The following is a 20793-nucleotide window of genomic DNA, read 5'->3' on the forward strand; positions in this document are numbered from 1 at the left end:
AGCCTCTGTGGCTGTTCTGGAAGGACGAGCGGGGTAAGCGCATCTCGCACGCTCCGGACTACTTCGCTCGGTTCGGGGACGGGCGGGGGCTAGTGGCAATGCCGGGTAGTTAAGGTTCGGCGGCTGGTGGTGGGGGTTGGGTGCAGGGCTTGTGCAAGTTCCCGGGATCGTCCAACCCGTCTGAGGTTGGGGCGGGTTGGGGTGGATGAGGGAGCGGACACGGGGTCCGTGATCATTCAGGTGTCGAAGCCGAGTGATCAAAGAGGTTCCCGTGTCCGCTGTCTCATCTTCCTCGATCCCTGCTGTGTTGGCCAAGTTGGGTCCTCTTGAGCCAAACGATGTGCCTGACCTGCGCGTCTGCCTGGAAGCGGTTCCTGATCCGCGTTCCCGGCGGGACCGCTGGTACTCGCTGGCCTCGATCTTGCTGGTCTGCGCGGCAGCCGCGGTCTCCGGAGCCCGGACCATCGACGAACTCGCCGAGTGGGGCGCCCGCGCTGACGCCCGACTGCTCGCCACCCTCGGTGTCCGCCGTCACCTGCTGCGCCGGCGGCACGCGCCGTCCAGGTCGGCGATCGGGCGGCTCCTCGAACGCCTCGACGCCGACGCACTCGACGCGGCTGTGGGCGCCTGGCTGGTCCACCGCCACGCCGCTGCGACCGCAGATGCCCCGGGTGGACGGCGGGTGATCGCCGTGGACGGCAAGGCACTGCGCGGCTCCGCCCGCCTGGACCAGCCCCGCCGGCACCTGCTGTCCGCCGTCACCCACGGCCGCCCGGTCACCCTCGCCCAGGCCGAGGTCGGGTCCAAGACCAACGAGGTGCGGCACTTCCGGCCCCTGCTCGCACCGCTCGACCTGGACGGGGAGGTGGTCACCTTCGACGCGCTGCACACCGTGAAGGCCAACGTCACCTGGCTGGTCGAGGTCAAGAAGGCGCACTACGTCGCGGTCGTCAAGCCCAACCAGCCCATCGTCTGGACGCAGTTGGACGGTCTGGACTGGAACGCGGTGGCGGTCCAGCACACCAACTCGAACACAGGGCACGGCCGCCGGGAGTCCCGGTCGATCAAGACCCTCGCCATCGCCGACAACCTCGGCGGCATCGCCTTCCCTTACGCGAAGCTCGCCATCCGCGTCCACCGCCGCCGCAAGGCGGCCGGCGCGAAGGAGACCCGCGAGACCGTCTATGCGGTCACCAGTCTCGACGCCCACCAGGCAAAACCGGCCGAACTCGCCTCCTACCTGCGCGGACACTGGATCGTGGAGGCTCAGCACCACATCCGCGACCGCACCTTCGCCGAGGACGCCTCCACCGTCCACGCCGGCAACGCACCCCGCACCATGGCCGCCTTCCGCAACCTCGCCATCGGAGCCCTCAAAACCCTCGGAGCGACCAACATCGCCAAGACCACCCGCGCCATCCGCGACCAACCACAACGAGCCCTCCCCATCCTGGGCATCACCCCCAAGCCCGACCTCACCGGAACTTGATCAAGCCCTGGGAGTGGGCAGGCACGGTCTATGTCGCTTTCGTCGTCGACACTTTCTCCCGCCGCATCGTCGGCTGGTCCGCGGCTACCACCAAACACACCGAACTCGTCCTGGCCGCGGTGGAAATGGGCCTGTGGCAGCGCGACCGGGAAGGCAGCCGCCACCAGCACGGCCAACTGGTACACCACAGCGACGCCGGGTCGCAAGGCGGATTCAACTGGTGGTCGCAACACCTCGTGTTCGTGGAGGTGTTGGATGGTGCGTCGTCAGCAGGCAGCGGACCGGGCGCTGCGTCCGAAGCTGAGGTCTCCGGGGCATCCGAAGTATCAGCGTCATGTCGAGGGGGCGTTTTGGACGGAGATCGCCAAGGGTCTTCTGCCTGAGGAGGCCGCCGCCGTCGTTGGCGTGGCGCCGGCGGTCGCAACGCGCTGGTACCGACAGTGTGGCGGCATGCGACCGTTCGATCCGAAGCCGCCCTCGGGCAGATACCTGTCGTTTTGCGAGCGGGAGGAGATCGCGTTGCTCAGGGCGCGGGGCAAGGGAGTACGCGAGATCGCCCGGGACGTCGGTCGTGATCCAGGCACGATCTCCCGTGAGCTGCGACGCAATGCCGCCACAAGAAGCGGGAAGCTCGACTACCGGGCGTCGGTGGCACAGTGGAAAGCAGATATGGCGGCCCGGCGTCCGAAGACAGCAAAACTGGTCGCCAATCCGCGGTTGCACGCCTATGTCCAGGAGAGGCTGTCCGGCCAGATCACCACCTCTGGCGGCATGCCGATCGCGGGACCGGTGACGGGCTCGTGGACGGGGCGGAACAAGCCACATCGCCAGGATCGTGCTTGGGTTCGGGCATGGAGCCCAGAGCAGATCGCGAACCGGATCAGGCTTGATTTCCCGGATGATAAATCCATGCGCATCAGTCACGAGGCGATCTACCAGGCCCTCTACATCCAGGGCCGCGGGGCGCTGAAACGCGAACTCATCCTATGCCTTCGGACCGGCCGCGCTCTGCGTGCGCCGCGGGCGCGGTCACGGCGGAAGACCTGGGCGCACGTCACACCAGAAGCGTTGATCAGCGAGAGACCCGCCGAGGCCGAGGACCGTGCTGTCTCCGGCCACTGGGAAGGGGATTTGATCATCGGGCTGGAGCGTTCCGCGATCGGCACCGTTGTCGAGCGGTCGACCCGGTTCACCATGCTGGTTCACCTGCCCCGCGAAGAGGGATACGGCACGATCCCCCGAACGAAGAACGGCCCCGCACTGGCCGGCTACGGAGCGATCTCCATGAAGAAGGCACTCGCCAACACGATGTCGATGCTCCCCGGGCAGCTGAGGCGGTCGCTGACGTGGGACCGCGGCAAGGAAATGTCGGCGCACACGCTGTTCCAGGTCGAAACCGGCATCCCCGTGTTCTTCGCCGATCCGCACAGCCCATGGCAGCGCGGCACGAACGAGAACACCAACGGACTCCTGCGCCAGTATTTTCCGAAGGGCACCGATCTCTCGCGCTGGTCCGCCGAAGAAATCGCAGCCATTGCTCACACGCTGAACACCAGACCGCGCAAGACACTTGGTTGGAGGACCCCCGCCGAGGCGTTCAGCGAGCAGCTACTCTTGCTTCAAAAAGCCGGTGTTGCAACAACCGGTTGAGTCCAGCCAATACACCTCTTTCGCCCTCGCTGAACACCTTCAGCGGGAGGGCATCGCCGCCTCCATCGGATCCGTCGGCGACGCATACGACAACGCCCTGATGGAATCCACGATCGGCCTGTTCAAGACCGAACTGATCAAGCCCCGCCGGCCATGGCGAACCCTGTCCGACGTCGAACTGGCCACCGCCGAATGGGTCGACTGGTACAACCACCACCGCCTGCACGGTGAAATAGGCCACATCCCGCCCGCAGAATACGAAGCCAACTACCACCAGACCGACAAGAAACACCAGGTCACAGTCAAGATCTAGAGTCTCCACCGGACCCGGAACGGTTCAGGTTGTCACCTGGGAGTCGTCCCGACGTCAGCCCCCGCGACGGCGTGAGCGGGATTGTTGTCACCGGAAGTGCAGGATTTTTGTCACGCTGAGATCGTTTGCGGTCTTGTTGTCACCAGTACCGAAGATCGCCTACGGCGTGCGCCGGGCTTCGCTTCCCTGGAGACGTGGCGGAGGTTCAAGGATCTGGCGGGGTACACGTCCGGACGGCTGACGGTGCGGCGTACGAGCCCCTGTGGTCGCATGCGTGCAGGTGGGACGACCTGCTCGTGCCGGTCTCCGTCGGCGCAGGGCGTCAGGCGCTCGATCTGGGCGAGGGGTGGACGCGGTCGTGGACGGCTACCTGGCGATACGCAGGGGGTGAGGTCACAAGCGCGGTGGCTGATCTGGCAGCCGTTCCAGTCACCGGGCTGGGGCCGATGCGGGGTTTCACGTGGCGGCGTGATCAGCGTCATCGTCCCGGGCTTGAGTACATGGTCAGTACCGGTCGTCTGCACGGCTTCGAGAGTCTGGAGGAGGCCGGGCTGCTGCTGGTTCTGGATTTCGCCGGTGGCGTGGTCGAGGTCCTCTCGCAGCCGCTTCGGCTGAGGTTCCTTACAGCCGTCGGATGGCGCAGGCACACCCCCGATTTCCTTGTGGTAAGCCGCCTGGGCATCTGGTTGATCGACGTCCGCCCTGCTGATCTGATCGGAGATGAGGACCGGGAGTCCTTCGCCGCGGCGGCTGAGGCTGCGTTGGCCTGCGGCTGGCACTACACGGTGGCTGCGCGGTGGAAGCCGTACGTGCTGATGGCGGTGGATGCCATGTCGGCCAGGCGTCGGCCGCTCGCGGATCCGCTGGGTGTCAGGCCGGGCCTGCTCGCCGGGGCCGGTGTGGCTATGACTTTCGGGGAGATCGCGGCGGGAAGCGCGTTCGAGCCGGTCGCCCGGGCCCATCTGCTGCATCTGCTGTGGCACCGCCGGGTCGGCATCGATCTGGGCCGGCCTCTCGGGGACAGTTCCACGGTCGTTCTCGGATCGGAGTCGTCGTGAGTACCGCTCACGCGCTGGACCTGTCCGTGGGTGCCGGGGTGGTGCTCGATGACGTCGAATGGATCGTCGAGCGGCGTGAACCGCATCTCGGGCGGGTCCAGTTGGTGGGACCCGACGGGTCAAGGCAGCGCTTGACGTTCCGATTCCTGGCCAATCACCAGCACTGCCGACCTTCGTCCCGGACGTCGGGCTCGGGGGCGGGCCGTGGTCGGCAGCCCGCTTCGGTGGGGGACTTGAAGCCGGACAGGCGCCGGCTGGCCGACCTGCGTGTGGCTCATCTGCTGGAAGTGAAGACGGGGTTCCGCAGCGGCGATCCACTGCGGCCGGGGCTGGGGGAACCGAAGCCCGAGTACGACCCGGAGATGACCACGCTGACCGAACGGCGCTTGGCGAAGGTCGCCGAACTCAAAGCCCTGAACCGTGAGGAAGCGAAGCTGCTTGGCCTCGCGGAGGTGGGCTACCGCACGCTGATCCGCTGGGAGAAGAACCGCAGCCGCTTCGGGCTGATCGGCTGCGCGGACGACCGATGGCTGCGGGAGAGCGGCGGGCATCCGAGCATCAGTGAGGAGGTCCGGGAGGCGATCTTCGCGGTGCGGGCGGAGACGCTGCACCGCTCCCGGGTGGACGGCCGCACCCGCGAGGCCATGATCCACCAGTACGTACGAGAGACCTTCGGCCCGGACACCGCTGTCCCGGGCTATCACACCCTGCTGAGGGTCTGGAAGGAGTGGTTCGGCCCGAGCGGGGCACGTCAGCGCTATGAGCGCTCGGCCCAGCTGCCCACCAAGGCCGGTCATGTGGTGGTCCACCGCCCTGGCAGGTGGTGGCGCTGGACAGCACGGTGCTGCCCATCATGGTCCGTGAGGGTGTGTTCGGCGATCCGGTGAAGGTCCACCTGACTCTCGCCATGGATGTCTACACGCACTCGCTATGCGCCTTCCGTCTCACGCTCGTCTCCGACACCTCGGTGGACGTGGCGATGCTGCTGCGGGACGTGATGCTGCCGCTGCCGATGCGGGCGGACTGGGGCGAGGAGATGGAGTGGCCTTACCCGGGGTTGCCTGCCGCCGTGGTCGCCGAGTTCGCCGGGCATGAGGTTGCCGGGTTGCCGTTCTTCGCCCCGGAGACCGTGACCACCGACCATGGGTCGGTCTACCGCAATCACCATCTCGTTGACGTTCAGCGCGTGCTCGGCTGCAACCTCCTTCCCTCCAGGGTCCTGCGTCCCACGGACAAGCAGGTCGTGGAGAGGGCCTTCGGTAGCATCCGGTCTCTGCTGTTCGAGCATCTGCTGGGCTACACCGGGGTCGATGTTGCCGACCGCGGGGCCGACCCGGAGGGCGACGCGACGTGGACCATCGAGCAGATGGAGCACATGATCGCGACGTGGATCGTGAAGGTGTGGCAACAGCGCCGCCTGGGCGAGTACGCGCCGAGCTGGGACCCGGGCGGCGACCACAGCCCGAACTCGCTCTTCGCGGCCTCGTTCGCCCAGGATGGCTTCGCGATGGAGATCCCCTCGCCCGAGCTCTACTACCAGCTGCTGCCGCAGCACTCGGTGACGAAGATTCACGGCCGCCGCGGAGTGAAGATCCGTGGGCTCTGCTACGACGGTCCGGCTCTGGATCCCTACCGTGACCAGCGGTCAACCCGCGGCGGCAGACGCAAGGGGCAGTGGATCGTCCACCGCGAGCCCCGTGACCGCCGCACCGTGTTCTTCCAGGACCCGCTCACCCACGCATGGCACCCGCTGCGCTGGACCGGGCTCCCGCCGGAGGGCAGGACGCCGGCCTTCGGCGACGCACGGGTGCGCGACCTCTTGCAGCGGGCCCAGAAGGCGGGACTGAAACCGAAGACGGACGCCGAACTCCTGCCGCTTCTCCTCGACATGATCGGCCTGCACACACCGGTCGCGCACTGGCCGACGCGCCTGAAGAAGTCCCAGCGCACCGAATACGCCCGCGATGTCATCCAGGCCAATACCGCTGCCGCCGACCGCCCGGCGCCGCGGGCCGAGGAGGAGCCTGCCGCCCGGGCGGCAGGAGACACCGTCGTTCACCTGCACTGGCCGGAGCAGGCGCGCAGAGCCGAGGAGAGCCTGGACGCTGAGCGCCGCCGACGCAGAGAAGAAGCCGGGCCGACCCGGCCCGCGCTGCCGCCCCCGCTGGGCGCCAGCTACCGCAAGAGGAACTTGTTCATCCTGCCCGACGGGGACGAGAACGGCGAGGTTGAGCCGGGCGGCGGTTCGCTCCCGGCCGGAGGGGAATGACGTGGCAGACGGCCAGAGTGGACCACAGGACGGTGTGGTCCCGTTCCTCCGGATCGGTCCCTCACCGAACCGGGTCACCCACGAGGGATACCAACAGTGGCGGCGGACACGAGGAGCCTTCATTCCGGCCCCGAGACTGACGCTGGACCAGTACCGGGCCATGAGCCCCCGAAAGCGCGGGCTGCACGACCTGCACCGAGCGGCGACCCATGTGAACCTGCGGATGCAGGAAACCCCGATGAGCGCGCAGGTCACCGCGCTGATGCGAGCCAGACTCCAGAACAACGCGCTGAAGCAGACACCCGGCACCCGCGACGGACTGATGATCAACGGTGGCGGCTACCAGGGAAAGACGGAGACGGCGTGCGAGACCGCCGCCGAGTTCGAGGACTTCTGGCGCGACCTGCACCACCAGCTCAACCCGAACGCGATTCCCGGCACCCGGGACCTCTTCCTGCCGGTGGCCTACTGCCAGACGCCGGTCAAGGCCACGCCGAAGGGACTGTGCGAGGCGATCCTGGACTTCTACGGAGCCCCGCACGCCAAGACCCTGCGGGGGCTGATCCGCAACGTCCGCGAGTCCCTGCACGCGCACTGCACCACAGCGCTGCTGCTCGACGACATCACCCGGCTGAAGATGCACCGGGAGGACGACCAGGACACCCTCGATCTCATCCGGGACCTGATGAGCCTGAACGTCACGCTCGTCCTCATCGGCGTCAACATCCCCGGCTCCGGGCTGCTACGGGAAGGACGTCACGACCCGCGCACCGGCCAGACGGTGCTGTCGCCCGTCAAACGCGGCAGAAGCCACAACGACGAGGCAGCCACCCAGACCGAACGCCGCTTCGACATGATCAACCTCGACCCGTTCCACTACGACACCACCGACGGCATCGCCGCCTGGGTCAACCACCTCGCCGGCGTCGAAGACCAACTACGGCTCTTTCGGGCGACGCCGGGCATGCTCACCGACGGCACGATGCCCGAGTACCTGTTCCGCCGCACCGAGGGGATCGTCGGGCTGCTGAAACGCCTTATCGAGGACGGCTGCACCAAGGCTATGGAGAACGGCCAGGAGAACCTGACCATCGATCTGCTCCAGGAGATCCCCATCAACCTCGGCAACGTCCCCGGGCGGGACCCGGGCTCCGGCGAGGTCCCCGTGCTCAAGGACGAAGGAAGAGGAGCACCGCCCAAGCGGCGCAAGCGCGGCCGGAACACCGTCTTCGACGACCAGGGCGGCCTCCCCGCCGCCGATGCCTGATGGCGGACCGACTACGTCCTCTGCCCCGGAGCCTCGACCCGCTGGAAGACGAATCGATCCACGGCTACCTTCTCCGGCTCGCGAACCAGTTCGGCGCCGCACCTTTGGAGATCGCCGTCCGGACAGGGCTCGTCGTTCAGGGACGCGGTCGAAACGGCATTCCCGTACGCCTTCTGCACGACCTGGACGAGCAGCGGCTCGACGCGTTCGCCCGCGCGACTCGCCTCACGCATGACGAGGCCCGGGCGCTGCTGATCTCTCCGTTGGGCGAGCGCTACGGTCCGTTGAACGCACGTCTGCTGGCCGAGTTCCGTACGCCCACGGGAATGGTCCACAACAACCGCTGGATTCTCACCAGGGTGACCCGGTACTGCCCGCGATGCCTCTCCGGTGACGGAACCGAGATCGAAGAGCGTCATGGAGGGCGTTGGCACCGGTCCTGGAGATTGCCTCCTGTCTTCGCCTGTCTACGTCATCAGCGCCCGCTGCTGTACGGCTGCCCTCGCTGCGGGCAGGACATCAACGCAGCACGCGCCGGCAGCCTGATCGCCCGAGCCTCCGAAGCGGGCCTGCACCCCGCTCAGTGCAGAGCCACCCTCCCTGGCACACGAGTGATCTGCGGTGCGGGTCTGGCCGGCGCCGAGGCGGACCGACTTCCTCACGCTCCCTCCGCGGTCGCCGCGTTGCTGAGGCTTCAGCACTACTTCGACACGGAACCTGTCAAAGCGATCAAGGCAGGTAGATCGTTCTAACGCTGTGCCGGGATCAGTGGGCCGTCTTGTGCCGGTTTGTTGATCCAGGCTGCTGCGGGGAGTTTCGGCGGCTCCGGCGGCTTGCGGACGAAGCGCTCGGGGTGCTTCGCGTAGACCGCCTGGAGGACGTCGGCACGCATCTCGCGGAGCTGCTCGGCGAGGCCGAAGTGCATGTCGTAGGGGGTGTGCAGGCCGATCCCGGAGTGCCGGTGCTCCTCGTTGTACCAGGTGAAGAAATGGGTGCACCATGCCCGGGCGTCCTCGAGGGAGCCGAAACGGTCCGGGAAGTCGTGCCGGTATTTCAGGGTCTTGTACTGGCTCTCGCTGTACGGGTTGTCGTTCGACGTCTTCGGCCGCGAATGCGACTTGGTGACGCCGAGAGCGGCCATCATCTGGGCGACGTTCTGCGCGACCATCGGGGACCCGCGGTCCGAGTGGATCGTCAACCGGCCTGGCCCGATGCCGTACTTGGCGATCGTCTCGGACAGGAACCGCCCGGCGAGGTCCTTGTTCTCCCGGTCGGCGATCATCCAGCCGACCGTGTAGCGGCTGAAGATGTCGATGATCGTGTAGAGGCAGTAGTAGACGCCCTTGACCGGCCCCTTCAGCTTCGTGATGTCCCAGCTCCAGACCCGGTTCGGGCCCTCGGCGATCAGCTCGGGCACCGCCCGGGGCGGGTGGACGGCCTGGCGGCGGCGTTCACGGACCTCGCCACGGCGTCGCAGGAGCCGATACATCGTCGACTCCGAGCACAGGTAGACACCCCGGTCCAGAAGGATGGCGTAGATCTCGGCGGGCGCCATGTCGGCGAACTCCGGGCAGTGGAGCACGTCGAGGACCCGTATCTCCTCCTCCGGGGTGAGCGCGCGGGGGTGCCGGCGTCGTTTTTGCCGCGGCCTGGCCGGGGCGGGGCTCTGGCGGTGGTGGCGGTAGTAGGTGGCCCGGCTCACGCCGAGCGCGGCGCATGCCTGGACGCGTCCGACCAGCCCGGTGAGCTCTTCGAGGGCCTGGTAGCGGGCAGCGTCGAACCCGGCCGCGGGGTCGGCCCCGGTCACTGGTCCTTCTCGCCGTTCTGGTTCGGGGCGCTGTCCGTGGCGAACTGGTCGAGCAGCGCGGAGAGTTTTCCCTGAACCTCGATCACGGTGCGGGCCTTGGCGAGATCGGCCTCCAGCCGGTCCCTCTCCGCCTTCAGCTTCGCGATCTCCCTGTCCCGCGGGTCCGCCTTCGGCCGTCCGGCCGGCGCGGCGAGCGCGTCCAGGGCGCCCTTGTCCCGCTGCTGCCGCCACGTTGTGATCAACGACGAGTACAGGCCCTCCCGCCGCAGCAGGGCACCTTTGCCCTTCTTGTCCAACGTCTCGTACAAGGCGAGGATCCTCGCCTTGTACTCCGCGGTATACCGGCGCGGGCCGGTCGAGCGGGCTTCCACCTGCGGATCAGGGGTCCCGTGGTCATTCGTGCTGGCCACCCGGGCACTACTCCTTCTCCGCCCTCGACTCAATGAATCATCCAGTATGCCCGACTCGATCTACTTTGACAGAGAGGGACAGGCTCTTGGACCCCAATGGGCCGAAGGAAGTGGGCAGCTTCGGATGGCTGATTCCAGCGGCCCAGTATTTCATTGATCTACGCGCCCTGAGTGCGTTGATCTTCATGACGTGGCCCCGCCCCAGGGAACTCGCCGACACGGAGGCCCTGGCCGTGCTGGTCGACCGGGAGGCAGAGAAACGGCACGCTGAGTTCGCCAAGTCCCGTGCTGAGGCTGAGGCCGGCCGACGGCTTCAGGCCTCGCACCACTACAGCGATCCGGCGGCGGATCCCGCCGTCGCAGGCGCGGTGCTGGGCATCGCCGCACGGCTCCTGTCGGCTCCGGACGAGAACGAGACGCACGAGTTGATGGCGCCGATCATTGATGGAGCCAAGGAGCTGAACTTTTCGATGAGTTACCAGTTCCGGCGCCTCAGCGGGACCTCCTACCCGCTCCGGGCCATCCTCCTGACCTCGCGCCAGGACCGTGGCGCGTTCCAGCGGATGGGCCAGCGGATCGCGAATCAGGGCTTCAGCCGAGTGGCCTGAACCGAGGGTTAAGCACCTACAGCGGCACCATGCGCCGTGAACGAGCGGAAGGCGCTATTCCCGGTGACCCATCAACCAGTGCTGCTCTTCCTGTAGAGCTGATTGCCTACAGCGTCAACTACCAGATTTCGAATTGTCTCAATTATCAAGATCACCTCGGCGTGTAGTTCTTCGTAGCCTTCGCGATCGAGTGCCAGAAACTCCCCGTGGGCGATCTTGTTGCGGGCGGCGAGAAGCGAGTGGTCGATCAGCATTCTCTTTGTTTCGAAGGGTGCCGCGTTCAACCCTAGCGACCCCAATACATCGAAGAGTAGGTCGCTATTCAGGTTCGACTGGGTGTCGATGCCATCCTTTGATGGGATGAATGGGCGGTCATCTTTTATATCTCAGCAGTGCGATTCGCCTAATGGACTTCTTGGAGGCCGTGAGGTTTTGCTCCTTGGCGATGGTCGCCTCCATCGCAAGCGCGACAAAGCAGTCTTGCAGCTCCGAGGTCTTCAGTTTTCGACGAGCGACATACTGTAGATAATTCGAGAGCGATCTCTTTGCGTACCCCTCCCGGTGAGCATAGAGGAGGGCGACGCCGGCGCGACAAAGTCCATTTCTGCTTGGGCCTCGTGCTGCACGAATATGGCCGAGGATGCTCTGCATCTCAACTCTGCGCCACGCGAGGTCCTCATCCAGTGCGTCTTCGAGCTCTCCAGACGTCCGCATTATTAGCCCTGAAAGATTCGCTCGCCTACCTCCACCATGTATGGAATGCGCCTATTGGCGCTCTTTCCTCCGCCGCTTCGGAGTCCGAAGGTCTCGTCTTGCCAGACATCCTTCACGCGGCCGCGAATAATCGAAGGGCGATCTTCTTCGCTGACACTCTTCCAAAAGTCGTAGTTCCTCGCGATTCCGCTGGTGATGGCCTCGAATGCGGAGACGCTGAATGCTCCAGTGAATCGATCGCCGTCGCTGTAGTAGCGGCGGAACGATTTATCGCCCAAGGCTTCTTTCAGGATGGCGAAGACGAATCGGAACCGTTCCGCTTCCTGGTCTCTGTCGAAACTGGAATCGGTGACAAATTCCCTCATGCGGTCCGTGAGGAACTCGCCAAAGTCTCCCATTTTTCGCAGTTCCTGAATGGAGGTGCGGGCGCACGCTAGGTAGCGCAGGACGTTCTCGGTCCCGTACGATTCCCGCTCTTTTCTTTCCGTGATGTCAACAACGGTCGTGTAGTAATCTTGTGCTGCGAGGTTGTCGAGCCACTTCGAGAAGCTTGGATCCAGCATTACGGCAAGGCAGTTTCGTGCCTCCTGTTCCGAAAGCCGAGTTCCACTGTTCAAGCGCTGAAACAGGTCAAACTTTGCCTGATCGTCACTTTCTTTTTGTACGATCTGGAAATCGAGGCGTGCGCGCTTGAAGACTCGGCGCTGGGATTCCGAGATTTCCCTGACGGCGGATGCGGGGATTTCCGAGTCTGGCGAGACGGCATCCGCGTCCCAGACGACGCCAGAGAGTGATGTCAAGTACTCTCCGCTTGTCAGTGGGAGGGGGACGTCCAGGGCGGCGTCGTTCAGACGGTCTGACCGGCTTGATGGCGATTCATGTGGCTCGGCTGGCCGCCATATCCGTAGACCGGGCCGGAACGGAGGCAGGCACGGCCTCCGGGTGATCATGAGGTGTCGAGTCCCTGATCACCGCAACGGAAGACCGTGCCTGGCCGCTCATCATCGCCCATCCCTGCCAGTCTGGGCCAGCTCACTACCGCCCGGCCTCCCGCGCCCGAGGAACATCCGGAACTGCTGGACTGTCTCGCCGTGGTACCCGATCCGCGCCGGGCCAAGGGCCGCCGCCATCCCCTCGCCTTCGTCCTCGCGCTGACCGCCTGCGCGGTGCTGGCCGGCGCGAGATCCCTGACCGCGATCGCGGAGTGGGCCGCAGACGCCCCGGCCACCGTGCTTGCCGCCCTCGGCGGCCCGAACCGGGAACCCAGCGGCCCGACCGCTCCGGCCGAGGCCACCGTGCGCCGAATCCTGCAACGCATCGACGGCAACGCACTCGACAACGCGATCGGCACCTGGCTCGCCGCTCGGGACCCCGGCCGCACACCGAGGGACCAGGACCTGTTCAAGCAGTCCCGGCGTTCCCTGGCCGTGGACGGAAAGACGGTGCGGGGCGCCCGCCGCGCGGACGGCAGCCAAGTCCACCTCCTTGCCGCGATGACCGGCACCGGCCTGGTCACCGCCCAGCGCGAGGTGGACGGCAAGACCAACGAAATCACCGTCTTCCGGCCCCTGCTCGCAGAGCTCGACCTGACCGACACCGTGGTCACCTTCGACGCCCTGCACTCCCAGACCGCGCACGCCCGCTTCCTCGTCGAGGACAAGAAAGCCCACTACATCGCCGTGATCAAGGGGAACCAGCCGTTGCTGCACAAACGCCTCAAGCACCTGCCCTGGCGAGACGTGCCGTTGCTGGACAAGACCCGCGCCACCGCGCACGGCCGCAACGAGATCCGCCGGGTCAAGACCGCCACCGTCGCCGACCTGGACTTCCCGCACGCCGCGCAGGCCGTCCAGATCGTGCGCCGCCGCCGCATCGTCGCCACTGGCAAGGTCACTCTCGAACGCGTCTACGCGGTCACCGACCTGGCCGCCGAGCAAGCACAGGCCGACGAAATCGCGCACCACGTCCGCGGACACTGGGGCATCGAGAACCAACTCCACCACATACGCGACACCACCTACGCCGAGGACGCCTCCCGCGTCCGCACCGGCACAGCCCCACGAGCCATGGCCAGCCTCCGCAACCTCGCCATCGGAGCCCTCCGCCTCGCCGGACACACCGGCATCGCCGCCAGTCTCCGCCACCACGCACGCGACGCCACCCGCCCGCTCGCCACCCTCGGCATCACGTGATCAAACCGGACCAAGCGACTGAACGACACCGCCCTGGGGGGACGTCGAGCTGCCCTTCGTCATCCTTTAGTACGCCCATGAAGCGGAAAATCGTGGAAAGTCGCTGGACTCCGTCGACGACGTCCCATACACCGTCCGCCCTCTGGGCAACGAAGATTGGAGGAACCGGAATCCCGAGAAACACGCTCTCGATCAAGCGAGATTGTTGCTCCAGAGTCCAACGAAAAATTCGCTGAAACTCCGGGTGTGTCTCAAGGTCTCCGTCCAAGTACATGGCCGCGACCTCATTGATCGACATGCTATAGCGATCGGTGTGAATCTCGCGAGATCGGTCATCGATCTCTTCCTGCAGGCTGTGCGGCACTTGTACACGCTCCGAGGGCTGCCAATGAGTGCTGCGAGTGTATCGGCGAGCATGGCCATGTTTCGAGGTCGGGCGCAGTGGGCTGGGATGGTCTTCCCCCGCCAGATCAGGATCAGTGGGGGCATGTGCTGCGCCGTGAGACGAAGCATCATGTGGCCATGCGCCCGTTGCCTCGCAGTCTTGACCCACTGTCCGACGAGACGCTGACCGGCTACATCCTGCGCCTTGCGCACCGGGCTGGGACGTCTCCCGGAGCGGTCGCCGTCCGCACTGGGCTCACCGGCGAACGCAAGGAGAATGTGTTCTTCCGCGTTCCCATCCGGTTGTTGCACAACTTGGAACCCGAACAGCTCCAGACCTTCGCTCGGACCACTCGGCTTGTCCCTGGGGAGGTTAGCCGACTGCTGACCTCCTCACTCACCGACAGGTATGGGCCGCTGAACGGGAGGTTCACTCCGCGCAGCAGTGCCGCGAGGATGGTCAACAGCAACTCATGGCTGCTGACACGGGCGACTCGGTACTGCCCGCAGTGCCTCACCGGGGACGGGAGCGAGATCCAACGGCGCCACGGCGGGGCCTGGCGGCTTTCCTGGCGTCTTCCGCCGGTCTTTGCCTGCCCTCGGCACCGTCGCCTCCTGCGGACCGACTGCCCGGCCTGCCGTCAGCCCGTCCATGCGGTCGAGATGAACAGCATCATCGCCCGCCCCTGGGACGAGGATCTCCACCCGACGCAGTGCCGGACCACGATCGCGCCGCGCACCGTCGGGCGCCTCCAGCCGGCCTGTGGCGCACAGCTCTCGGAACCAGTCGGGACTGGCCCCAAGACTGCCCCCGATCCGCAGACGCTGGAACATCTCCTCGACCTCCAGCGACGGCTCCTGAAGCTCCTCGACCCCACCGGCCCGGCCGTGACCCCGAGCGTAGGCTGGCTGGTCCCCGCCGCCGACTACTTCGCCGATCTGAGGGCCCTGCTCGGCCTCGTATTCCTCTCCTGGCCTGCGGCTCGCTCCTTCGCCGCGACCCCGGCGCTCGCGAAGGCCCTTGACCGGGAAGCCGAAGAGCGCCTTACTCGAGCAGCAGCCCTTCGTGACCGGCCCGGAAAGAAGCACAGCTCGCGTCCCTTCACCGACCCACCGCTGGACCCGCTTCTCATGGGCGCGGTGCTCGGAATCGCCGAGCGGCTGCTTGACGCCCCGGACGAGGAACAGGCGCGGGAGCTCATGCTGCCGCTCATCCACCAGGCCAGTCGCGTCGATCAAGCCCTGTCGATCTATCTTCGGCGCGAGGCGTGGGTCTCGTTCCCACTGCGGATCGTCAGCATGAACCGCTCCAAGAGCATGATGGCCATGGGCGACATCATCGCCCGCGGACCGATCCCCAAGGGCGGTGGCAACGGGGCACGCTCGGAGGGGTATCGGCGACGCGACCCGTGGTGACTGTCCCGTCTCAATGGAAGTGGGCCATCGTGAGGCGGTGACCTGGGGTGGCTCAGGTTGAGCGAGACGGCAGTGGCTGGCCTGTCTCACTCAACCTGAGCAGCTGTCCGTTGACATCGAACCCAGTAGCTCTGCCGTCGAGCGGAGTCGTGCCGCGTTTGGTGCGCCCAAACCACGACACGAGAGAGAACCGACGGCAAGCCCGTCGGCTCTGCGCTTGGCCGGGGGCCGTAGAAGGGGGCCCGGTCGGCGAACCCGATGACCACGCCATCGGTCGGTCCCGCGGCGGACTGACTGCGGCGTCACGTCCAGCCCCTAGTGAGCTGTTGCACCCTCTTCTCCGAAGTCGTGGCGTGTCCTCAAATCGGCCTTCTCGGAGAGTGGCTGTCGGGCCGATTAGTCGAGGTTTGTCTCCGGGCTTGAGCCGCGCCAGCCGCCGTTGACGTACCACTTGTCGGCCGCCAGGGCCTTGAACAGGGCATAGCCCATCGTGTTGGGGTTACCCCGGTAGCGCCAGCCCTCGGCCTTGTGCTCAAGCCAGGGGGCGACGGAGTTAGTGGGCATCATCGTGAGGTCGTGGTTGGTGGATGCGATGTGGCTACTCACCAGAAGGCTGTACCGGTAGTCCAAGTCGAACACCTTCAGGTGTTTCTGGAGGCGTTCTGTGAGTGTGTCGCTCCAATCAGGGTGGGGGGAAACGAAGAACTTCATCGACGGCTGCTCATTGCCGCGTGGCCTCCTGAGACGAGCTCGAAGCCAGGAGTGGTGGGAGAAGTCGTCGAAGTAGGGGTGCAGGGTCTGGTCACCAGCATTGACGGGGACTGTCGCGCGCTTGCCGGTGTTGCAGTCGCGGCAAGCCGGGATGAGGTTAACCGGTACCACGCTGAGCAGCGGGTACGTGTTCTTGGGTAGGTGGTGATCGAGCGTGGTTACCAGGCCCTCCCCGCACAGGGGACACCGGTTATCCCGTCGACGGCCTTCTTGGTCGGTCGTACCTTTGAGCGCCTCGTAGATGCGGCGGCCCGGAGCACGGTCCTTGGCCAACCGGTCGGTGTAGACCCCCTCCAGTGCCTTGCGGTCGCGACGGGTGCCAGGCTTGGCGGCGAGGCCGGTGAGGGTGTGAAGAGCCTGGCCCTGAGCGGCTGCCTCGTACGCACTTGCCGCATCGGCCACCGCGTCGGTGAACGACTCCAGCCGTTTTCGGCTATTTGGGCGGGCGTTGGCGATGCAGGTGGTGTAGACGTCGCGTGCGTCGAAGGTCGGAGGATCTATGTGCTGCATCAGCCGTGTCCCTCCACGTCGTCGCGCTGGCCGAGCAAGGCGCTGAGCACCAACTGTGCCTCACTGCCAAGCCGTCCACTGAAGTGTTCCAGGACAGCGTCGTAGGAGTAGCCGACGTCGACCAGACGTCGTAGTTCGTGCAGAAAGCCGGCTTCGGTGAGTTCCAGACCGAAGACCTCGTGAGTCAGCACGCCGACGTTCTCGCCGTACGTTTCGATGCGGGGCTGCGCGGCTCCGAGTTGCCCGCCGTAGCGCCAGAGCTTCCAGACGCAGTGGGCAGGAATCTCTTGGAGTACAACCGGAGAGTGTGTGGCGACGATGGCCAGCCCGTTGCGCTCGGCGAGCAGATCGGACAGCGCCCGCATGAACGCGGACAGCAGGGGCGGATGGAGGTGGGTTTCCGGCTCATCGATGATGACGAGGGTCCGCTCACTCACGTGCTCGATGAGCCGGGTCATGGTGAGCAGAACGAGCCGGTGGCCGGCGCTGAGGCGGCGGAAGAGCTGCCGGGCCTTATTCTCGCGGCTGTTCAGGCTTGCGGTGTTCTCGAAGTTCTCCAGCCATCCCTCCTCCAGGAGTCCGCTCCCGGGATAGTCGAGGGTGCGCAATGCCCTGATCCATTGTGGGCTGCGCTCGCGCGTCAGACATGCCTTCATGGCCTGCGCGAAGTCCTTCCTGAGCCCGCCAGGGGTCTTGAACCTGGGGGATCGTGAACCCTGAACACGCAGGCCCACATAGGAAGCGACGAACATTTCGTCGCCCTCGACGAGCGGGAAGTCGTCAAAGGCGCTGAACGAGACAGTCACCAGGTTGTTGAAGGATCGGCCCTCGCGGCCGTACTCGATAATCCGCCCGAGCTCATATATCTGCGGCTCGACCGCAGCGACGGCGCGGGCCAAGTGGGAAAGTACATATGACTTCCCCACGCCGTTCCGTCCGGTCAGGGCGTGCACGTTGCTGGCTGGCCGGGAGCCTGGTTCGACCTTGAATTCGAACCGCACGGAATCCATTGCCGGTGGCAGCGGCGGCTCGTAGGCGATATCGAAACTTACCCGGCGCGCTCCGCCGCGTGCGATGCGCCGCAGCTGCCCGCGCACGGTCGACATCTTGACGAAGCGCAGTAGCGAAGTGCGGGTCACATCTTGGTTCCGCGCGAGGCGGAAGGAGTCCTCGTCATAGGCGATATCCCGGAGCGCGGTGAGTACTTCCTCCCGGATGGCGCTGGGTATCTCGCTCAGCGTGTAGTAATAGCTTTCATCCTGGCCTACCGAGAAATAGCGCGAGCTGTCCAGGCGGCTGAAGCGCTCCGGGAGCAGATAGTTGGCGGGAACTTTCTCGCCATCCGTCGCCACGTGGCCAATCTTCACTGTGCCGACCTCGATCCAGCCCTCCCTGGTCACAACGCGCAACGTGAACATGGTGCGGTATCCGTCGTCGTCCCAGGTGTCGTGGACGAGGAGCGCATCGAAAAGATCCTCCGCCATGGCGCCACCTTCGGCCAAGCGACGGTCGTCATAAAATACGCCGAATCGCACGGTTTTCCTGGCCCTCCCCCTGCTTACTGTGCTCCGTCGTGATGTGCGATCTTAGGCGGCGGCGCGCACGGGTGTGCGGGGGCGGACGTCGCGAACTCAGCGGCCCGGCTGGAGTGCGACGCTGGAGTCTGGAGTAGGGCCGCCGTTGCTTTGCCGCGGGCCGGTGCGGCTATGTGTTGTCGCTGCGGTGGGGGCGTGCCCGAGGCGTCTGAGGGCTTCGAGCTCGGTTCGTGGGAAGTGTTCGCCCCACCTGCCTCGATAGCCGCTCTCGCCGTAAGTCTGCGCGACCTCGTCGAAGCAGCGGATCACGGTGCGGGCGAGCTGGTCCATGCTGAGCTGGCTGGACCAGATCTCGGTTCCCTTGTTGTCGTGATCGCTGCCGTGACGTAGCTCCAGCACGCGGAGCCAGATGTCCTCGCCTTCGCGGTAGAAGATCCACCGGTAGGCAGTCGGCTCGGCATCGAACTGGGCACGAATTTCTGTCTCGCCGGCGACGAGCCGGGCCACCGCGGTCAGGAGCTCTTCGGACGCACTGGTGATGTAGGACGTGGTGAGCTCGACTTTTTCCTGGCGATCTTCAAGGGTGCAGTCGACCCACCCGGATCCCGCAAGCGTCCAGGTGATGCGCATGGCGAATGTCACTGGTGCTCCTCGGAGAGGAAGGCCCGGACAGTGACAGTTGCCCTGCTCAAGTGACAACCAGCGCGCTCAGCCACACGCGCCCAGTCGTATGCGAGGGGCACAGTTGCAAGCGAGGTGCTTGCAAAAGTTAGCGGCGGGGAGCATGGTGGAGGCATGGGTGCTCTCAAGGTGGGCAACGTCGGTGAGTTTCTGCGGGAGCAGCGGCGCAGCGCGCAGTTGAGCCTGCGGCAGCTGGCCGACGCCGCGGGGGTGTCGAACCCGTACCTCAGCCAGATCGAGCGCGGGCTGCGCAAGCCCAGCGCGGACATTCTGCAGCAGCTCGCGAAGGCGCTGCGGATCTCCGCCGAGACGCTCTACGTGCAGGCGGGGATGCTCGACGCCCGGGAGCGGGACGAGCTGGAAGTGCCGGCCGCGATCCTCACCGACCCGTCGATCAACGAGCGCCAGAAGCAGGTGCTCATCCAGATCTACGAGTCCTTCCGCAAGGAGAACGCCGCCGCGGTCGCGGCCTCCGCACCCCCCGCCGACGCCACCGACACCGCGCAAGCCGCACAAGCCGAACAGGCACCACCGGCCCGACAAGCAGACGCACACGACACGCAGGAGACGGGCACCCCCCAGGCGCCCGTCCCCGCCCGGGAGGAAACCGAGCAATGACGATCACCGATGACATCGTGAAGAGCCTCCGCAACCCGACCCCGCTCTACGCGGTCGCCGGCACCGCGGACCTCGCCGCCGAGAAGCTGCGCGAGGTGCCGGGGCTGATCGAGAAGATCCGCGAGCGGGCGCCGGAGCGCTTCGAGCAGATCCGCGAGCGCGCGCCGGAGCGGATCGAGAAGCTGCGGGCCACCGACCCCAGGGCCGTGCAGGAGCGGGTCACGGCGCAGGCGAAGGACGCGCAGGCCAAGCTCAACGAGCGGATCGGCGAGTTGGACCTCAAGAAGCTGGGCGAGTCCGTGCAGGGCCTGGCCCTCCAGGGCGTCGGCCGCGCCGCCGAGTACGCCGTCAAGGCCCGCGAGACGTACGACGACCTGGCCGTACGCGGCAAGGGCGCCGTCGCCACCTGGCGCGGGGACAGCACCGACCACGTCATGGAGATCCCCTCCGTGGTGGAGGTGAAGACCGAGAAGTCCGAGAAGGCCGACGCGGCCGAGGACTCCCGGGCCGAGGACTCCCGGGCCGACGACTCCCGCGCCGACGACTCCTGGGCCGAGGACGAGTCCGCGGCCCCGAAGAAGTCCGGCGCGCGCCGGAGCACGCCGAAGAAGTCCGCCGAGTGACGTCTGTTGTACGCGCATGGCGAACAGGCCGAACGGGCCGGGCACGCATCGCGTGCCCGGCCCGTTCTTTGGACAGGAACGGTACGGTGGCAGTCGGCAAACAGCGAACAGGGTGGTGGACGGCGTGCTGATCTTGGGCTTCTTCGGGGTGATCGCCCTCCTCTCCTGGGCGCTTTTCCTCTTCGCGCTCTTCGCGTTCATCGACGCGGCGATCCACCGCGAGGACGCGTACCGGGCGGCGGACAAGAACACCAAGGCGTTCTGGCTGATCATCCTCGGCATCGCGGCCGCGGTGATGAAGCTGTTCTCGGTGATGTCGTTCCTGCCCGTGATCGGGCTCATCGCGGTGATCGTGTACATGGTCGACGTACGGCCCGCGCTGCGTGAGGTGGCCGGCCGCGGCCCTCGTGGCCCCCGGCGCCGTAACGGCGGCAGCAGCAGCGACGGCCCCTACGGCCCGTACAACGGCTGAGCGCGC

At 66.2% G+C, this 20793-nt stretch carries 21 protein-coding genes and 3 pseudogenes; 16 read left to right on the plus strand and 8 right to left on the minus strand.

The features are described 5' to 3' along the window. The first annotated feature begins 340 nt into the window (after positions 1-340). The 9 genes and pseudogenes from OHA30_RS19705 to OHA30_RS19745 all read left to right on the plus strand — a co-directional run bounded on the left by OHA30_RS19705 (position 341) and on the right by OHA30_RS19745 (position 8798). The gene (locus OHA30_RS19705) at positions 341-1489 is read left to right on the plus strand and encodes an ISAs1 family transposase (RefSeq protein ID WP_328915180.1); all 1149 of its coding nucleotides are present in this window, start codon (positions 341-343) and stop codon (positions 1487-1489) included. Next, positions 1486-1872, plus strand: a complete 387-nt coding sequence (locus OHA30_RS34045; RefSeq protein ID WP_405785541.1) for a DDE-type integrase/transposase/recombinase — start codon at positions 1486-1488, stop codon at positions 1870-1872. Before OHA30_RS19705 ends, OHA30_RS34045 begins: the two co-directional genes overlap by 4 nt. Then, entirely contained in the window at positions 1790-3139 is a 1350-nt protein-coding gene (locus OHA30_RS19715) for an IS30 family transposase (RefSeq protein WP_443045133.1), read from the plus strand. The genes OHA30_RS34045 and OHA30_RS19715 overlap by 83 nt, the downstream gene beginning before the upstream one ends. 4 nt (positions 3140-3143) lie before the next feature. Continuing rightward, positions 3144-3452 (plus strand): annotated as a pseudogene (locus OHA30_RS19720) (integrase core domain-containing protein); the annotation flags it as partial. Positions 3453-3856: 404 nt separating this feature from the next. After that, complete coding sequence (locus OHA30_RS19725) at positions 3857-4510, plus strand: TnsA-like heteromeric transposase endonuclease subunit (protein WP_328915182.1); 654 nt, start codon at positions 3857-3859, stop codon at positions 4508-4510. Then, positions 4507-5397 carry a hypothetical protein gene (locus OHA30_RS19730; protein ID WP_328915183.1) on the plus strand — a complete coding sequence of 297 codons (891 nt, stop codon included), beginning with the start codon at positions 4507-4509 and terminating at the stop codon, positions 5395-5397. Before OHA30_RS19725 ends, OHA30_RS19730 begins: the two co-directional genes overlap by 4 nt. Then, positions 5334-6779, plus strand: coding sequence for a hypothetical protein (locus tag OHA30_RS19735; protein ID WP_328915184.1), 1446 nt, complete (start codon positions 5334-5336; stop codon positions 6777-6779). The genes OHA30_RS19730 and OHA30_RS19735 overlap by 64 nt, the downstream gene beginning before the upstream one ends. 160 nt (positions 6780-6939) lie before the next feature. After that, positions 6940-8046 carry a TniB family NTP-binding protein gene (locus tag OHA30_RS19740; protein WP_328915185.1) on the plus strand — a complete coding sequence of 369 codons (1107 nt, stop codon included), beginning with the start codon at positions 6940-6942 and terminating at the stop codon, positions 8044-8046. Beyond that, positions 8046-8798 carry a TniQ family protein gene (locus OHA30_RS19745; RefSeq protein WP_328915186.1) on the plus strand — a complete coding sequence of 251 codons (753 nt, stop codon included), beginning with the start codon at positions 8046-8048 and terminating at the stop codon, positions 8796-8798. The genes OHA30_RS19740 and OHA30_RS19745 overlap by 1 nt, the downstream gene beginning before the upstream one ends. Here OHA30_RS19745 and OHA30_RS19750 read toward each other — a convergent pair. Beyond that, positions 8795-10263: pseudogene (locus OHA30_RS19750) on the minus strand (IS3 family transposase). The gene OHA30_RS19745 and the pseudogene OHA30_RS19750 overlap by 4 nt on opposite strands. A gap of 86 nt (positions 10264-10349) precedes the next feature. Here OHA30_RS19750 and OHA30_RS19760 point away from each other — a divergent pair. Further along, complete coding sequence (locus OHA30_RS19760; protein ID WP_328915187.1) at positions 10350-10871, plus strand: hypothetical protein; 522 nt, start codon at positions 10350-10352, stop codon at positions 10869-10871. 71 nt (positions 10872-10942) lie between these two features. Here the strand turns inward: OHA30_RS19760 and OHA30_RS19765 are convergent, their stop codons facing one another. The 3 genes from OHA30_RS19765 to OHA30_RS19770 are packed head-to-tail and all read right to left on the minus strand — an operon-like array spanning position 10943 to position 12385. Continuing rightward, positions 10943-11254 carry an MAE_28990/MAE_18760 family HEPN-like nuclease gene (locus tag OHA30_RS19765; protein ID WP_328917913.1) on the minus strand — a complete coding sequence of 104 codons (312 nt, stop codon included), beginning with the start codon at positions 11252-11254 and terminating at the stop codon, positions 10943-10945. Continuing rightward, positions 11244-11585, minus strand: coding sequence for an MAE_28990/MAE_18760 family HEPN-like nuclease (locus OHA30_RS34050; RefSeq protein ID WP_405785538.1), 342 nt, complete (start codon positions 11583-11585; stop codon positions 11244-11246). The genes OHA30_RS19765 and OHA30_RS34050 overlap by 11 nt, the downstream gene beginning before the upstream one ends. 2 nt (positions 11586-11587) lie before the next feature. Beyond that, a complete protein-coding gene (locus OHA30_RS19770) occupies positions 11588-12385 on the minus strand; it encodes a hypothetical protein (RefSeq protein WP_328915188.1) in 798 nt (265 codons plus the stop codon). A 291-nt stretch (positions 12386-12676) separates the two neighbouring features. Between OHA30_RS19770 and OHA30_RS19775 the strand changes: the two genes are divergently transcribed. Continuing rightward, the gene (locus OHA30_RS19775; RefSeq protein ID WP_328913296.1) at positions 12677-13777 is read left to right on the plus strand and encodes an ISAs1 family transposase; all 1101 of its coding nucleotides are present in this window, start codon (positions 12677-12679) and stop codon (positions 13775-13777) included. Here OHA30_RS19775 and OHA30_RS19780 read toward each other — a convergent pair. After that, positions 13770-14141: a DUF262 domain-containing protein gene (locus OHA30_RS19780; protein ID WP_328915189.1), complete on the minus strand. Its 372-nt coding sequence runs from the start codon at positions 14139-14141 to the stop codon at positions 13770-13772. The genes OHA30_RS19775 and OHA30_RS19780 overlap by 8 nt on opposite strands. Before the next feature lie 158 nt (positions 14142-14299). On the opposite strand from OHA30_RS19780, the pseudogene OHA30_RS34055 reads away from it, so the two are divergent. Both OHA30_RS34055 and OHA30_RS19785 read left to right on the plus strand, forming a co-directional pair. Further along, positions 14300-14767 (plus strand): annotated as a pseudogene (locus OHA30_RS34055) (TniQ family protein); the annotation flags it as partial. Positions 14768-14824: 57 nt separating this feature from the next. After that, positions 14825-15577, plus strand: coding sequence for a hypothetical protein (locus OHA30_RS19785; protein ID WP_328915190.1), 753 nt, complete (start codon positions 14825-14827; stop codon positions 15575-15577). Between the two features lie 396 nt (positions 15578-15973). Here OHA30_RS19785 and OHA30_RS19790 read toward each other — a convergent pair whose 3' ends face one another. The 3 genes from OHA30_RS19790 to OHA30_RS19800 form a co-directional block, all read right to left on the minus strand. Next, positions 15974-16858, minus strand: a complete 885-nt coding sequence (locus OHA30_RS19790; RefSeq protein ID WP_328915191.1) for an HNH endonuclease — start codon at positions 16856-16858, stop codon at positions 15974-15976. Then, on the minus strand, positions 16858-18342 hold the full coding sequence (locus OHA30_RS19795) for an AAA family ATPase (protein WP_328915192.1): 1485 nt from the start codon (positions 18340-18342) through the stop codon (positions 16858-16860). The genes OHA30_RS19790 and OHA30_RS19795 overlap by 1 nt, the downstream gene beginning before the upstream one ends. 147 nt (positions 18343-18489) lie before the next feature. Then, positions 18490-19035: a hypothetical protein gene (locus tag OHA30_RS19800; protein ID WP_328915193.1), complete on the minus strand. Its 546-nt coding sequence runs from the start codon at positions 19033-19035 to the stop codon at positions 18490-18492. Between the two features lie 153 nt (positions 19036-19188). Between OHA30_RS19800 and OHA30_RS19805 the strand changes: the two genes are divergently transcribed. The 3 genes from OHA30_RS19805 to OHA30_RS19815 all read left to right on the plus strand — a co-directional run bounded on the left by OHA30_RS19805 (position 19189) and on the right by OHA30_RS19815 (position 20787). Further along, entirely contained in the window at positions 19189-19692 is a 504-nt protein-coding gene (locus OHA30_RS19805; protein WP_328915194.1) for a helix-turn-helix domain-containing protein, read from the plus strand. Beyond that, the gene (locus tag OHA30_RS19810) at positions 19689-20315 is read left to right on the plus strand and encodes a hypothetical protein (protein ID WP_328915195.1); all 627 of its coding nucleotides are present in this window, start codon (positions 19689-19691) and stop codon (positions 20313-20315) included. Before OHA30_RS19805 ends, OHA30_RS19810 begins: the two co-directional genes overlap by 4 nt. A 112-nt stretch (positions 20316-20427) precedes the next feature. Further along, positions 20428-20787, plus strand: a complete 360-nt coding sequence (locus OHA30_RS19815; protein WP_328915196.1) for a DUF2516 family protein — start codon at positions 20428-20430, stop codon at positions 20785-20787. Positions 20788-20793 lie beyond the last annotated feature (6 nt).

Origin of the sequence: Streptomyces sp. NBC_00223, from assembly GCF_036199905.1 — a bacterium.
Classification (GTDB): domain Bacteria; phylum Actinomycetota; class Actinomycetes; order Streptomycetales; family Streptomycetaceae; genus Actinacidiphila.

Bases quoted from the DNA above. Each gene is read 5' to 3' on its own strand.
- OHA30_RS19795 (WP_328915192.1), bottom strand. From the start codon at position 18,342: ATGGCGGAGGATCTTTTCGATGCGCTCCTCGTCCACGACACCTGGGAC.
- OHA30_RS19810 (WP_328915195.1), top strand. From the start codon at position 19,689: ATGACGATCACCGATGACATCGTGAAGAGCCTCCGCAACCCGACCCCG.
- OHA30_RS19740 (WP_328915185.1), top strand. From the start codon at position 6,940: ATGAGCCCCCGAAAGCGCGGGCTGCACGACCTGCACCGAGCGGCGACC.
- OHA30_RS19790 (WP_328915191.1), bottom strand. From the start codon at position 16,858: ATGCAGCACATAGATCCTCCGACCTTCGACGCACGCGACGTCTACACC.
- OHA30_RS19745 (WP_328915186.1), top strand. From the start codon at position 8,046: ATGGCGGACCGACTACGTCCTCTGCCCCGGAGCCTCGACCCGCTGGAA.
- OHA30_RS19785 (WP_328915190.1), top strand. From the start codon at position 14,825: ATGAACAGCATCATCGCCCGCCCCTGGGACGAGGATCTCCACCCGACG.
- OHA30_RS19805 (WP_328915194.1), top strand. From the start codon at position 19,189: ATGGGTGCTCTCAAGGTGGGCAACGTCGGTGAGTTTCTGCGGGAGCAG.
- OHA30_RS34050 (WP_405785538.1), bottom strand. From the start codon at position 11,585: ATGCGGACGTCTGGAGAGCTCGAAGACGCACTGGATGAGGACCTCGCG.